General features: G+C 59.8%; 11 protein-coding genes. 6 read left to right on the top strand and 5 right to left on the bottom strand.

Features of this window, described 5'->3' with window-relative positions:
• Positions 1–2: 2 nt before the first annotated feature.
• Together gltX and ACE3SE_RS00300 are read right to left on the bottom strand one after the other, a co-directional pair.
• Positions 3–1388, bottom strand: a complete 1386-nt coding sequence (gene gltX / locus ACE3SE_RS00305; protein WP_374553178.1) for a glutamate--tRNA ligase — start codon at positions 1386–1388, stop codon at positions 3–5.
• A gap of 146 nt (positions 1389–1534) precedes the next feature.
• Positions 1535–2167 carry a LysE family translocator gene (locus ACE3SE_RS00300; protein WP_131359209.1) on the bottom strand — a complete coding sequence of 211 codons (633 nt, stop codon included), beginning with the start codon at positions 2165–2167 and terminating at the stop codon, positions 1535–1537.
• Positions 2168–2407: 240 nt separating this feature from the next.
• Between ACE3SE_RS00300 and ACE3SE_RS00295 the strand changes: the two genes are divergently transcribed.
• From ACE3SE_RS00295 to ACE3SE_RS00280, 4 genes are all read left to right on the top strand, one after another.
• The gene (locus ACE3SE_RS00295) at positions 2408–3865 is read left to right on the top strand and encodes an aminotransferase-like domain-containing protein (RefSeq protein ID WP_374553176.1); all 1458 of its coding nucleotides are present in this window, start codon (positions 2408–2410) and stop codon (positions 3863–3865) included.
• A gap of 177 nt (positions 3866–4042) precedes the next feature.
• A complete protein-coding gene (locus ACE3SE_RS00290; protein WP_131359207.1) occupies positions 4043–4819 on the top strand; it encodes a class II glutamine amidotransferase in 777 nt (258 codons plus the stop codon).
• 138 nt (positions 4820–4957) lie between these two features.
• The gene (locus ACE3SE_RS00285) at positions 4958–6763 is read left to right on the top strand and encodes a putative nucleotidyltransferase substrate binding domain-containing protein (protein ID WP_374553174.1); all 1806 of its coding nucleotides are present in this window, start codon (positions 4958–4960) and stop codon (positions 6761–6763) included.
• Complete coding sequence (locus ACE3SE_RS00280) at positions 6763–7371, top strand: 3'-5' exonuclease (RefSeq protein ID WP_062791242.1); 609 nt, start codon at positions 6763–6765, stop codon at positions 7369–7371. The genes ACE3SE_RS00285 and ACE3SE_RS00280 overlap by 1 nt, the downstream gene beginning before the upstream one ends.
• 77 nt (positions 7372–7448) lie before the next feature.
• Here the strand turns inward: ACE3SE_RS00280 and ACE3SE_RS00275 are convergent, their stop codons facing one another.
• From ACE3SE_RS00275 to radC, 3 genes are all read right to left on the bottom strand, one after another.
• Positions 7449–7823 carry an oxidoreductase gene (locus ACE3SE_RS00275; protein ID WP_045845257.1) on the bottom strand — a complete coding sequence of 125 codons (375 nt, stop codon included), beginning with the start codon at positions 7821–7823 and terminating at the stop codon, positions 7449–7451.
• A 155-nt stretch (positions 7824–7978) separates the two neighbouring features.
• Positions 7979–8230 carry a hypothetical protein gene (locus ACE3SE_RS00270; protein ID WP_045845258.1) on the bottom strand — a complete coding sequence of 84 codons (252 nt, stop codon included), beginning with the start codon at positions 8228–8230 and terminating at the stop codon, positions 7979–7981.
• 119 nt (positions 8231–8349) lie between these two features.
• On the bottom strand, positions 8350–9024 hold the full coding sequence (gene radC / locus ACE3SE_RS00265) for a RadC family protein (protein WP_374553172.1): 675 nt from the start codon (positions 9022–9024) through the stop codon (positions 8350–8352).
• A gap of 402 nt (positions 9025–9426) precedes the next feature.
• On the opposite strand from radC, the gene ACE3SE_RS00260 reads away from it, so the two are divergent.
• Complete coding sequence (locus ACE3SE_RS00260; protein ID WP_374553170.1) at positions 9427–11151, top strand: ShlB/FhaC/HecB family hemolysin secretion/activation protein; 1725 nt, start codon at positions 9427–9429, stop codon at positions 11149–11151.
• Between the two features lie 10 nt (positions 11152–11161).
• Positions 11162–13900 (top strand): two-partner secretion domain-containing protein (locus ACE3SE_RS00255; RefSeq protein WP_374553168.1); only part of this gene is annotated, 2739 nt, incomplete at its 3' end.

Below are 13900 nucleotides of genomic sequence, written 5' to 3'. Positions count from 1 at the left end.
GATCAGGCGCGCAGGCGGCGCAGCACTTCTTCCTTGCCGATGAGCGCCAGTACGGCATCCACCGACGGAGTCTGGGTGGTGCCACACACCAGTACGCGCAGCGGCATGCCCAGCTGGCCCATCTTGATGCCTTCTTCGGCGCAGAAGGGCTTGAACAGTTCGTGGATGCTTTCTGCCGTCCAGCTGTCCAGTGCTGCCAGCTTGTCGGCAAAGCGGCCCATGCGGGCAATGGCATCACCTGCCAGGTGCTTTTCCACGTCGGCAGCAGCGGCTTCGCGTTTCTTGTAGAAGTAATCCACTTCCAGCGCCAGTGCGTTCAGGTCCTGGATGCGCTCTTTCACCAGCGCAATCACGTCCTCGATAGCCGGGCCGGTGGCGGTATCCACACCGGCGGCAGCCAGACGCGGGGCAATCAGCGCGGCCAGGCGGCTGTTGTCAGCGGCCTTGATGTGCTGGGCGTTCAGCCACAGGAATTTTTCCTGGTTGAAACGGCTGGCCGAGGCGCTGACCGCTTCCAGGCTGAACCATTCGACAAACTGCTTCATGTCGAAGAATTCGTCATCGCCGTGGCCCCAGCCCAGACGGGCCAGGTAGTTGAGCAGCGCTTCCGGCAGGATGCCCTTGTCGGCGTAGTCCACCACGCTCACCGCGTCGCGGCGTTTGGACATCTTCTGGCCGTCCTCATTCAGGATCATCGGCAGATGGCCATACACCGGCAGCGGCGCATTCAGCGCTTTCAGGATGTTGATCTGGCGCGGGGTGTTGTTGACGTGGTCGTCACCGCGAATCACATGGGTGATCTGCATGTCCCAGTCGTCCACCACCACGCAGAAGTTGTAGGTGGGGCTGCCATCCGGGCGGGCGATGATCAGGTCGTCCAGCTCGGTATTGGAGAATTCGATACGGCCCTTCACCGCGTCGTCCCAGGCGACGGTGCCGTCCAGCGGGGTGCGGAAGCGGATTACCGGCTCCACGTCTGCCGGAATGGCCGGCAGGGTCTTGCCCTCTTCCGGACGCCAGCGGCGGTCGTAGCGCGGCTTTTCACCCTTGGCTTCCTGCTCGGCGCGCATGGCTTCCAGCTCTTCCTTGCTGCAATAGCAACGGTAGGCATGGCCGGATTCCAGCAGCTGCTGGATGACTTCCTTGTAGCGGTCAAAACGCTGGGTCTGGTAGAACGGACCTTCGTCATAATCCAGGCCTACCCAGTGCATGCCGTCCATGATGGCCTTGACCGACTCCGGCGTGGAGCGTTCAAGGTCGGTGTCCTCGATGCGCAGCACGAAAACGCCGTTGTTCTTGCGGGCATAGGCCCAGGAAAAGAGTGCGGTACGCACGCCACCAATGTGCAGATAGCCAGTGGGGCTGGGGGCAAAGCGGGTACGGATCATGATGGAATGAGGTCCAGCCGGATGAATAAAGGGGCTATTGTACGCCGCCAACAAAACAGCCCGCAAATGCGGGCTCGGATTATCGGCCACGCCCTCCCGCTTACCAGACTGAGGGAGGGCCGGGGAAGGGATCAGAACAGAACAGATCAGATCAGCGCGCTGACCACCGGCAACATATGAGCAGGCAGCATCTGCGCCATCAGCCAGAAGGCCGTACCGGCCAGCATGGCGGCCATGCCGCAGTTGAAGGCGCGCAAGCGCCGCGGCGAGGCCAGCCAGCGGCGAATGGCCACGCCACTGCCCGCCCACAGCGCAATGCAGGGCAGGCCCACGGCAAAGGTGATGAGGGCAAACAACAGGCCGGCAGCCAGCGGATCCATATGCTTGGGCAAAAACACCACCGCAATATTGAAACCCATCAGCCACACCTTGGGGTTGAGCCAGTTGAACAGCAAGCCGCCACTAAAGCCCATCGGCGCTGTCGCGCCATCAGCCTTGTCCACCGCGCCTGCCCGCGCCATGCCCCAGGACAGCCACAACAGATAACTGCAGCCGGCCAGTGCCAGATACAGCTGCACGCTGCTGATCAGCCCTGCCACCTGCCCCAGGAATACCGTCATCAGGCCGATCTGCACGGCCAGTCCCAGTGCCATGCCCAGCAAGGCCGGCAGCGTGCGGCTGAAACCGTAATTGACGCCGGACGAGGCCAGCACCAGATTGTTGGGGCCGGGGGTGATGGACATCACCAGCAGATAGGTAACCAGGGCAACAAGATTCATGACAACTCCAGGGCAGTGCTGTCGGTGGACAGGCTTGCCGTAATCCGGCTTGTGGCCCGACAGGCAAACCCTGCCACCGCACCATGTTTTTGATGCTGTCATGGTACGTAAAGCGACTGGACAATAACAGATTCAGAAAAATACAATTGAGACCATAACAGTTTTACAATCTACAAACTGTTATGGTCCACTTTGCCAAAAACTGTGCCGGACAGCCGTCCGCCGCCCAAGGAATGCACCATGAATCAGGAGCCGCTCTACCAGCAGCTGGTCAATGAATGGATCACGCTGATCCAGAACGGCGTGATGCAGGCCGGCGAACGGCTGCCTTCTGTCCGCAAGGCCTGTGACATCCACAAGGTCAGCCCGTCCACCATCCTGCTGGCCTACCGCACGCTGGAAGACCGCGGCTTTATCGAAGCACGGCCGCAATCCGGCTTTTATGTCAAAGCCGCTGCCAGCCTGCCCTTGCCACGCATGCGCCGCCAGAGCGAGGCCGCCCCCACCGGCGAAGTGGTGGACCATATCGAAGCGGTGATGCGGGTACAGACGTCTGCCGATTTCATCGACCTGTCGCTGGCCAGCCCGCGCGGCAGCGACTTCTACCCCACCAACCGCTTCAAGCACATCATGGGGCGCTTGTTACGCCAGCAACCGGAGCTGACCACCGACTACCCCTTCCCGCCCGGCTCGGCCCGCTTGCGCCGCCAGATTGCCCAGCGCGCCGTCAGCTGGGGCTGCGTGCTGGCACCGGACGATATCGTCATCACCAATGGCTGCTCCGAAGCGCTGCAACTAGCCTTGCGCGCCGTGTGCAAGCCGGGTGATACGGTGGGGCTGGAATCACCCACCTATTTTTACCTGCTGCCCTTGCTCAAAAGCCTGGGCCTGTCGGTGATCGAGATTCCCACCCACCCCAATAGCGGGCTGTCGCTGGATGCACTGGAATTGCTGCTGTCGGAAAAGCGGCTGCAAGCCATCGTGGCCATGCCCACCGTGCACAATCCGCTGGGCAGCACCATGCCGCCGGAAGCCAAGCGCCGGCTGGCGCAACTGGTCAACGACTACCGCATTCCGCTGATCGAGGACGCACCACACGCCGACCTGCACTACGGCAGCCAAACGCCGGATGCGGTGAGGGCCTTCGACCGCGATGGCTGGGTGCTGCTGTGCTCCAGCTACAGCAAGACACTGGCACCGGGTTTTCGTATTGGCTGGATTGCCGCCGGGCGCTTTGCCCGCGAAGTGTTGCAACTGAAATGCGCCAGCTCGCTGGGGCAGCCACGGCTGCTGGAAGAAACCCTGGCCGAATATCTGGAAAGCGGCGGTTACGACCATCACCTGCGGCTGATCCGCCGCCATTTCATGAGCCAGATGGAACGACTGCGTGGCACGGTGGCCAGCCGCTTTCCCCAAGGTACCCGCGCCACCCTGCCCTCCGGCGGCTGCCTGCTGTGGGTGGAACTGCCCGCCGGGGTGGATACGCTGGAGCTGTTTCACGCCGCGCTGGCCGAACGCATTACCGTGGTGCCCGGGGTGATGTATTCGGCACGTGGCCGCTACCGCAACTGCCTGCGGCTGTCCTGCTGCTATCCGTGGAACGAAGCCTACGAGCGGGCGCTGGTGCGGGTGGGAGAGCTGGCCTCCGACATGGGGGCCAACCTGGGAGAAAACGGCCTGGTGACACTGGGGGAGTGAACCCTCAGCATGTCTGATCCTGATCAGAGCCTGTTGTCCACCGCATGGCTAAGCTGCCCGGCCCGGTGTCGGACAATTGTCGCTGCGGGATGAATCGACTATGCTCGGAACACCCCGGACGCCAGGACAGCCCGGCCGACACCCCCGAAACACCCCATAGCAGCGAGTGATGACCCCATGTGCCAGCTATTAGGCATGAATTGCAACACCCCCACCGACATCCTGTTTTCCTTTGAAGGCTTCCACCGCCGTGGCGGCCTCACCGACCACCATGCCGATGGCTGGGGCATTGCCTTTTTTGAAGGCAAGGGTTGCCGCATCTTTCTGGACGACAAGCCCTCGGTGGAATCCGCCGTCGCCCATCTGGTACGCAATTACCCGATCAAGTCGCAAAACGTCATCGCCCACATCCGCAAGGCCACCCAAGGCGAGGTGAATCTGGCCAATACCCACCCCTTCATGCGCGAGATGTGGGGCCAGTACTGGATTTTCGCCCATAATGGCGACCTGAAAACCTTCCAGCCCGAAGCCGGCTGCCACTTCAACCCAGTGGGCACCACCGACTCGGAACGCGCCTTTTGCTACCTGCTGGAGCAATTGCGCAGCAAGTGGTGCAGCGCACCGCAGCTGGATGAGCTGTTTGCCGAAATCGACCGGCTGGCGGCTGAAATCCGCCAGCACGGCGTATTCAACTTCATGCTGAGCAATGGCGAAGTGCTGTTTGCCCACTGCGCCACCAATCTGCACTACATCATCCGCCAGGCGCCGTTCAACAAGGCCCATCTGGTGGACGACGATGTCACCGTGGATTTTTCCACCGTCACCACGCCGTACGACCGCGTGGCCGTGGTAGCCACCCAGCCGCTGACCGACAACGAAAGCTGGACCCAGCTACAGCCCGGCCAGCTGTTGCTGTTCCGTGACGGCGCACCGCTGCTGACCAGCGGCAACTGAAGACAAGGGGTTTATCGCAATGCTCGGCCGTTTCCAGTGGAAACGGCTTTTTCGTTTGCGGCCCGTCACTTCCGCGTTATGCTGTTTGAAAGGCCACTTCTGCAAGATGGATAACAATAGCGCCACCGGAGAGACATCATGAGCCGTTTTGACTTCAGCCATCCGCCCTTCGACACCCTGACGCCCGGCGAACAGCAAACGCTGGAAAAACACGCCGACATCCAGTTTTTTGCCGAGGAAGAATGCCTGCTCGGCCCCAGCGACCGGGTAGATGCCCTGTACGTGGTGCTCAAGGGCAGCGTGCGTGAAATGGCAGGCGACGAAGTCATCACCCTCTACCGCGAACGCGATACCTTCGACGCACGAGCCATGGTGGCCGGGCAGACGCCGCACCGCTTTGTGGTACATGAGGAAGCCCTGCTCTACACCCTGCCACGCGACGTGGTGCTGGCATTGACCGAACAGAACCCGCGTTTTGGCGCGTACTTTTATGCCAGCGTGTCGGAAAAATTCGGCAGCATGGCGCAGCGCGCCGGCAACCGCGAACTGCAAACCCTGCTCACCGCCACGGTGCGCGACGTCGGCAGCCGCACCCCGGTATTCGTGGACGGCAGCACCAGCGTGCGCGAAGCGGCGCGGGTGATGAAGGACAAGAAGGTCAAATCGGTACTGGTACGCCATGAGGGCAAGCTGGGCATTTTCACCACCACCGATTTTCGCGACATCGTGCTGAACGAGGTTCCCGGCAGCACGCCACTGGCCACGCTGTGCCGCTTCGAACTGCTGACCGTCGATGTCGGTGACTTCCTGTTCAACGCCCTGCTGATCATGACCCGGCGCAATATCCGCCGCCTGGTGGTCACCGACAATGGCCAGGCCATCGGCATTTTGTCGCAGGTGGACATCCTGTCCTACTTCTCCAACCACTCGCACCTGATTGCCCAGCGGCTGGAGCGCGCCGACACGCTGGACGAGCTGGCGGAAATCGCCGGGCAGATCACCCGTCTGGTGCAAATCCTGTTCAGCCACGGTGTGAAAGCGCCGCAACTGGGACGGCTGGTGCAAACGCTCAATGCCCGGCTGTTCTCCCGCACCTGGCAGCTATTGGCCCCGGCAGAAGTGCAGGACAACAGCTGTCTGCTGGTAATGGGTTCGGAAGGACGTGGCGAGCAGATTCTCAAGACCGATCAGGACAATGCGCTGATCCTGCGCAACGGCTTCAACCACCCGGAGCTGCCCGCCATCTGCGAAGCCTTTTCCGCCGCACTGGCACGCTTTGGCTACCCGCCCTGCCAGGGCCAGATCATGGTCAACAATGCAGCCTGGCGGCTGACCGAAAGCCAGCTGCAACAGCAGATTCACCAATGGGTGTACCAGCCGGACGGTGCCGCGCTGATGAACCTGGCCATTTACGTGGATGCCGAAGCCGTCGCCGGCGATGCCAGCCTGCTGGAACGCAGCCATGCCTATTTGCTGCAACAATTGCGCGACGATGCCAGCTTTTTCTCCCGCTTTGCCCGCGCCATCGAACAGTTCGATACCCCTTTGGGCTTGTTCTCTCACTTGTTGACCAAGGAGCGTAACGGCAAGGCCATGCTGGACCTGAAAAAAGGCGGCATTTTCCCGCTGGTGCATGGCGTGCGCTCGCTTTCGCTGGAACACGGAATCAGCCAGTGCAACACCTTCGACCGGCTGCACGCACTGGCCGAAGCCGGTCATCTGGACAAGGAACTGGCCATTGAAATTGCCGAATCGCTGTCCTTCCTGCTTACGCTCAAACTGAGCCAGGGTTTGCAGCAGCTGTCGCTGGGCAAACTGCCGGGCAACCAGATTGAACCGGACCAACTCTCCACACTGGAACGCGACCTGCTGAAAGATGCCCTGGCGGTGGTGAAGAAATTCCGCACCCAGCTGCGTCATCACTTCCGCCTGGGGAGCTTCTGATGCTGGGCAATCTCAAACGCCAGTGGCAGCGCCGCATGCTGAAAGACCCGCGCTATGCCAGCCTGTTTGTCGATGACACGCAGGAGGTGGTGAGCGTGGACTGCGAAACCACCAGCCTGAAAGTGCAGGAAGCCGAGCTGTTGTCGATTGGCGCAGTGAAGCTGCGCGGCAACCGCATCCTGTCCAGCCAGTCTTTTTATGTGCTGGTCAAACCCACGCGCAAGCTGGAAAGCCGCAATATCAGCATTCACGGGCTGCGACCCATGGATGTGTCGGAAGGTCTGGATGCTGACGACGCGGTACGGCAATTGCTGGACTTCATCGGCGGGCGACCGCTGGTGGGCTATTACCTGGAATACGATGTGGCCGTGCTCAACAAGTATGTGCGCGGCATCACCGGCATCAGCCTGCCCAACCGGCAGATCGAAGTCTCCGGCCGCTATTACGACTACAAGTTCAAGCAAAACCCCGGTGCCTACATCGACCTGCGGCTGGCCGAGCTGATTGCCGACCTGCAAGTACCGGCCCTGCCACGTCACGACGCGCTCAACGACGCCATTACCGCCGGCATGCTGTACCTGGCCTTGAAACAGCGCGGTTTTGGCTGACAAGCCCCTTATGCCGTGAAATGCAAAAAACCCGGCCGAAGCCGGGTTTGTCTTGCATGCCTGCTGTAAGCGCAGGCTCAGTAGCCCATTTCCTCGTGCTGGGTTTCCACCTGCGTACCAGCGCCCAGTGACATCATCAGCAAGGCGATGCGCTCATGCACGATCACGGTATGGCTATTACCGGAAAACTGCATGAAACGACGCAAATCTTCCCGTACCTTACGCGAACCGGTGACATCAATGATGATGTCCACCTGATCGCCCTGTTCAGCAATCTCGATGAAGTTGCTGGTCACCGGAACACCGCGCTCGCGCGCCAGCGCGATACCGGGCAGACGCAGATCCAGATCAGCCACACCCACCATCTCAACAAACGGCGCATCCAGCAATTGCCGCAACAAAGGAGTGCCAGTGACACCTGCGCCAATCATGCCGATTCGGTATTTTTCCATTTCACCCTCGAAGCCAGGCAGCTGATTATGCCCTTAGAATAAGAGCGCATACTCTAGCAGCTGACTTCGAACCCGGATTTGAGACAAATCAAACAGCAGGCACACGGCAGGAAAACACCTGGCATCCGGACCGGACATGCACACGACCAACAGATTCAATGCAGGCTCTGCCGTGACAGAAAACGCAGATAGCCCACGCCTTCCAGCCAGAATCCACCATCAGCCAGTGGCGTGGCGTCTTCCAGCTCACCCAGCGTCAGGACCAGGTCCTGGCCATCGACATGCGCCTCCAGCACGATGTCGTCTTCGTCGGCAAATTCTTCCGATGCGCCGTGTTGATCGGGTTTGATGAACTGGTTGTTGACCTGAATGTAATCAGACTCATTGAGCAAGCGCAGGATGTTCATGGCAGCCTCCGTGTAATGCAGTTGAGAGACAAGGTCACAGCCGACAGTCACCTGCAGTGATGCAACCGTTTGCCGCCACAGCACTGTCAGGCCGATGCAGCATCAGTACGCACCCTTCATCACAGCCAGCCACGTTCGGCGAACGACACCGCCTGGCTGCCCGTTACCACAAAATGATCAAGCAAACGGCAGTCCACCAGGGCAAGGGTTTGCGTGAGGCTGCCGGTCAGCGCCCGGTCTGCCGCCGAAGGTTCTGCCACCCCGGACGGGTGGTTGTGCGCCACAATCACCGCGGCCGCATTGTGCTGCAGGCAGCGACGCGCCACTTCACGCGGGTAGACCCTGGTTTCCGTCAAGGTACCGCTAGCCACCTCCTCCACCGTAATCACCCGGTGCTGCGCAGTGAGGAACAGCACCACAAATACTTCGATATCACGCCGGCCTATCACCCAGCGCAGATAGTCCTTGACCGCATCCGGGCTGCTCAGCGCATCACTCAGGTTCATTTCTTCGGCCAGTGCGCGGCGCGCCAGTTCCTTGCTGGCCATCAACTGGGCATATTTTGCCGCGCCCAGTCCGGGACAACGCTCAAACGCTGCCAGATCACAATTGAGCAGCGCGGCAAGCGAGCCAAACTCGGCCAGCAAATGCCTGGCCATGTCCACCGCCGTCATTCCCTTGATGCCGGTGCGCAGGAAGATGGCCAGCAACTCGGCATCGCTCAATGCCTGCGGGCCAAACAACAGCAGTCGCTCGCGCGGTCTTTCCTCTTCCGGCCAGTCATTGATCGCCATGCGCCGTCCTTGATTTGGCTATAGCCCGTCTTGGGGCTCAGGGCAATGATCTTATCTTTACCTTCTGTAAACAGCTGCCTGCCAGAGTGGACAGGGCTCCTGTAGCTGCATGGCAGCTATCAGCCTACACCCGATTTCTGCGCTTTTTGCTTTGCTTGCTTCGGATATTCCTGATACTGAAACAAATAAACACAGTAAATTTAATAATTTTCTAATTTAGCATTTAATAACATTTAATGTTTAGCAGAGCAGGCTGCTGCTAGCAGATGAAAAAATGATAAAAAAATATTTAACCGAATTTACATTTGCTATCATTACAACAACTAATAAATACCCATTTATTCAAAATGGGAACAGTACGAATTCAAATAAAACAAAGTCATGTTTGCGGGGAGTGTATACATGCGACGCCATCGTCTCCCGGCCAGTGTCAGCCTGGCCCTTGGAGCTTGTTTTGCCTTTCATCAGCCCGCCAAAGCAGCAAGCGATGCCGATATCGCAGCGCGTCAGGCTGAAATCATCCAGCAACGCCAGCAGCAGCAATTATTGCTAGACCGCGAAGATGCACAGCGGGCGATTGCGCCTGGCGGGGTCAATCTGAAAGCCATTCAGCCAACGGTTCCTGCTGGCAGCCAGAGCGGCAAATGCCACGACATCAGCCGCATCCTGATCGAAAACAGTCCCAAACTTGGTCAGGCTACCCGTCAGGCCATTGATACCCGCTTTGCCGGCCAATGCCTGGGAAGCAAACAAATCAGTGAAATACTTGGCTTGATCACCAAGGACTATATTGATCAAGGTTATATTTCTGCCCGTGCCTATCTGCCCGCACAGGATTTACGCAGCGGTTCCTTGCACATTGTGGTCGTGGAAGGTCGTATTGAATCCATCAAGATCGAGGATGGTGGCAAGCATAGTGTTTCGGTCAACAATACTTTTCCCTTCCTGCAGGGCAAGACGCTGAATTTACGCGATCTGGAGCAGGGCATAGACCAGATAAACCGCCTGCAATCCAACGATGCCAAGCTGGATATCCAGCCTGGCAGTGTGCCCGGTGACAGCGTGGTGCTGGTGCGTAATGCGCCAACCCGCCCGATCCACCTGTTTGCCACTTATGATAATCAGGGCGCGGTCAGCACCGGTGCCAACGAAGGCTCAGCCACGGTCACGCTGGACAGCCTGGCCGGCTTCAACGAACTGTTTTCTTACACACACCGTGAATCGCTGCCGGACAATAACGGCGATCACTTTTCGCTGGCCGACGACTTCAACCTGTCGCTGCCGCTGGGTTATCACACCTTCAGCGTGGATGTGAACCGTTCCAAGTACAACAATGTGCTGACGCTGCCCAGTGGCACCCATGAGACCGCCACCGGCAGTAACAAGACGGCGACTTTCGGCTGGAACCAGGTGGTGTATCGCGACCATGACAGCCGCTTCAGTGTTGGTGCCAGCCTGACCACCAAGGATGCGCGCAATTATTTTGCCGACCAGTACCTGACGGTGAGCAGCCGCAAGCTGAGCGTGCTTGATTTGAAAACCAGCTGGTCCACTACCGTTGGCCGCAGTTATCTGAATGCCGATCTGGACTATGCCCGTGGCCTGGCCGAATTTGGTGCCATGCACGACTCGGGCATTCTGCCTGGCGATCAGCCGCACGCGCAGTTCCAGAAGATGACGCTGGATTTCCGTCTGCATGTTCCGCTGGAACTGGGCAGCCAGCACTTTAGCTATGACGGTGAAATTTTCAGCCAGCAGGCTTTTTCCACCCTTTACGGTTCCGAGCAAGTGATGATTGGCGGTCTGTATTCGGTGCGTGGTTTCGTCAACAACACCTTGTCGGGAGACAACGGTTACTACTGGCGCAACGACCTGTCCTGGCAACATCCCTTCGTCATTGGCACGGAGACATTCAACGGCAAGGTTTATGTTGCGCTGGACACAGGCTGGGTAAGCAACCGCAATGCCGATCTTCAAGGGGGACGCCTGACCGGTGCCGCCGCCGGGCTGCAAGTGCAGTGGCGCGGACTGAGCTGGGATTTGTTCCGCTCCACCCCGATCGCCTTCCCTGAATCCATGACCCGCGAACCGGCACAAACCTGGTTCCGCGTCTCGGCATCGCTGTAAGGAACTTGCCATGAACAAGATTTATCGCCTCGTCTGGAATGCAGGCAAGTCCTGCTGGATGGCCGCCGCCGAAATCGCCCGCAGCAGCGGCCCGCGTTCCGCCACGGTCAGAAGTGCCGCCACCCTGTCCCTGCTGGGTGCCAGTTTGCTGGCACAAGCTGCGCAGCCCTCACCCACGGCCATACCCACCGGCAGCAACACGCGCAGCTATGTCGCACCCAATGGCACCACTGTCGTTGACATTGCCACCGCCAATGCTGCCGGGGTGTCCAACAACCAGTACACCCAGTACAACGTCAACAGCCAGGGCCTGATCCTGAACAATGCCAACACCAGCCAGGTAACGCGTCAGTCGCAGCTGGCCGGTCAGGTGTATGCCAACATCAACTTAAGCAATGAAGCCAGCCTGATTCTCAATCAGGTGGTCAGCAGCAATCGCAGCACCCTGGCAGGTTTTACCGAAGTGCTGGGCAGCCGCGCCGATGTGGTGGTGGCCAACCCCAACGGCATTACCTGCTCCGGCTGCGGTTTCATCAACACCAATCGCGTCACCCTCAGCACCGGCCTGCCGGTACTGGGCGGCAACGGCAGCCTGTCCGGCTTCAACGTCACCCAGGGTGACATCCTGATCAATGGCAGCGGCATCAACGCTTCTGCCCAGCAGATTCTCGACCTGGTCAGCCGCTCGGTCAGCATCAGTGGCCAGGTGAATGTGCCGGACTTTGGCGTTTATGTCGGCCCCAATCGCTGGGACTACGCCAGCCGCAGCATCACCGGCAGCACCACACCGCAGGGCGCAGCGCCTAGCTATGCCATTGATACCGCAGCGTTGGGCGGCATGTACGCCAACCGCATTTTCCTGGTATCGACTGAAGCCGGGGTGGGCGTGCGCATGCTGGGCGATGCCGCGGCCAATAGCGGCGACTTCACCCTGACCGCACAAGGCAGCATCCTGCTGAACAACAAGGTATCGGCCACCGGCAATGTCAATGTCAGCGCCAATGGCAGCGGTTCCTCCCTGCAAGTGAATGCGGGCAGTATCAGCTCGGGCCAGAATCTGACACTGGCAGCCCATGACGACCTGGGTGTGACTGGCAGTGCCATCATCGCAGGACAGGACTTGAGCCTGAGCGGCGCCACACTGACCGATGCGGCCGACAGCAACAGTCAAAGCAATAACAACCGCCGCTACGCCGGTGGTAACTTCACGGCCACCTTCAGCGGTGACAGCAATATCAATGGCACCCAGTGGGGCAGCGCAGGCCAATGGCAGGCAAGCTTCGGCAGTCTGACCATCGGCAGCCTGGGAGCAGTGCTGTACAGCGGCCAGGCACTTCAGCTTGGCACCAGCAGTGGTGATCTTGCTCTTGGCAAGGCCCAGCTGAAAAGCAGCCAGGACATGACACTGTCCGCGACAGGCCAACTGAGCACCGCCAGTGACAGCAACCAGGGCGTGGAAACCACCGGGGGTAATCTTGCGCTGAGCGCAGGCACCAGCATCAGTAATGCAGGCGCAATGAGCGCGGACAGCGGCACGGTCACCGTGCGGGCAGGCAGTGCTGTCAGCAATAGCGGTACCCTGTATGCAGCAGGCAACCTCAGCATTGCCGATGCAGCAGGCAATGCCACCGAATCCTTCAGCAATAGCGGCACCATCCAGTCTGATGCCAGCCTGAACCTGAAGGCCGCTGCCTCTACCAATACCGCCAGCGGCTGGGTACAGGCTGCCACCGGCAGTACCCTCAGCCTTGCCAGCCTCTACAACCAGGGGACCTGGCTGGTGAGTACCGGCGATCACAGCGCCACCGACAGCATTACCTTGTCCGGCGCGCTGACCAATAGCGGCACCCTGCAATCCGCCCAGGCCATGAGCCTGTCCGCCTCCAGCACCACCAACAGTGGCAAGCTGCTGGCCACCAGCGACCTGGGGCTGGCCAATACCGGCAACCTCACCAACCAGAGCGCCAGCTTCATCCAGTCCGGCAGTACTCTTACCTTATCCGGTGCAACAGTCACCAATGCGGGTACGCTGAAGGCCGATTCGCTCAGCCTGACCGCCAGCAACGGCTTTAGCAATAGCGGCACGACCGAGGCAGACAATGGCACGGCCACCGTACGGGCCGACAGTTCTGTCAGCAATAGCGGCACCCTGTATGCAGCGGGCAACCTCAGCATTGCCGATGCAGCAGGCAACGCCACCGAATCCTTCAGCAACAGCGGCACCATCCAGTCCGATGCCAGCCTGAACCTGAAGGCCGCTGCCTCTACCAATACCGCCAGCGGCTGGGTACAGGCTGCCACCGGCAGTACCCTCAGCCTTGCCAGCCTCTACAACCAGGGGACCTGGCTGGTGAGTACCGGCGATCACAGCGCCACCGACAGCATTACCTTGTCCGGCGCGCTGACCAATAGCGGCACCCTGCAATCCGCCCAGGCCATGAGCCTGTCCGCCGCCAGTACCGACAACAGCAGCAAGTTGCTGGCAGCGGGGGATTTGAGCCTGGCTAATTCCGGCAATCTCATCAATGAGAGTGCCAGCTTCATCCAGTCCGGCAGTGCCCTGACATTGTCTGGCTCCGCCGTTACCAATGCGGGTACGCTGAAGGCCGACTCACTCAGCCTGACCGCCAGCAACGGCTTTAGCAATAGCGGCACCACCGAGGCTGACAACGGCACGGCCACCGTGCGGGCCCGCAGTTCTGTCAGCAATAGCGGCACCCTGTATGCAGCGGGCAACCTCAGCATTGCC

Origin of the sequence: Aquitalea pelogenes, assembly GCF_041914625.1 — a bacterium.
In the GTDB taxonomy this organism is placed as follows: Bacteria; Pseudomonadota; Gammaproteobacteria; order Burkholderiales; family Chromobacteriaceae; genus Aquitalea; species Aquitalea pelogenes.
The sequence above is the reverse complement of the archived record's forward strand: the minus strand, read 5'-3'. Positions and strand labels throughout refer to the sequence as shown.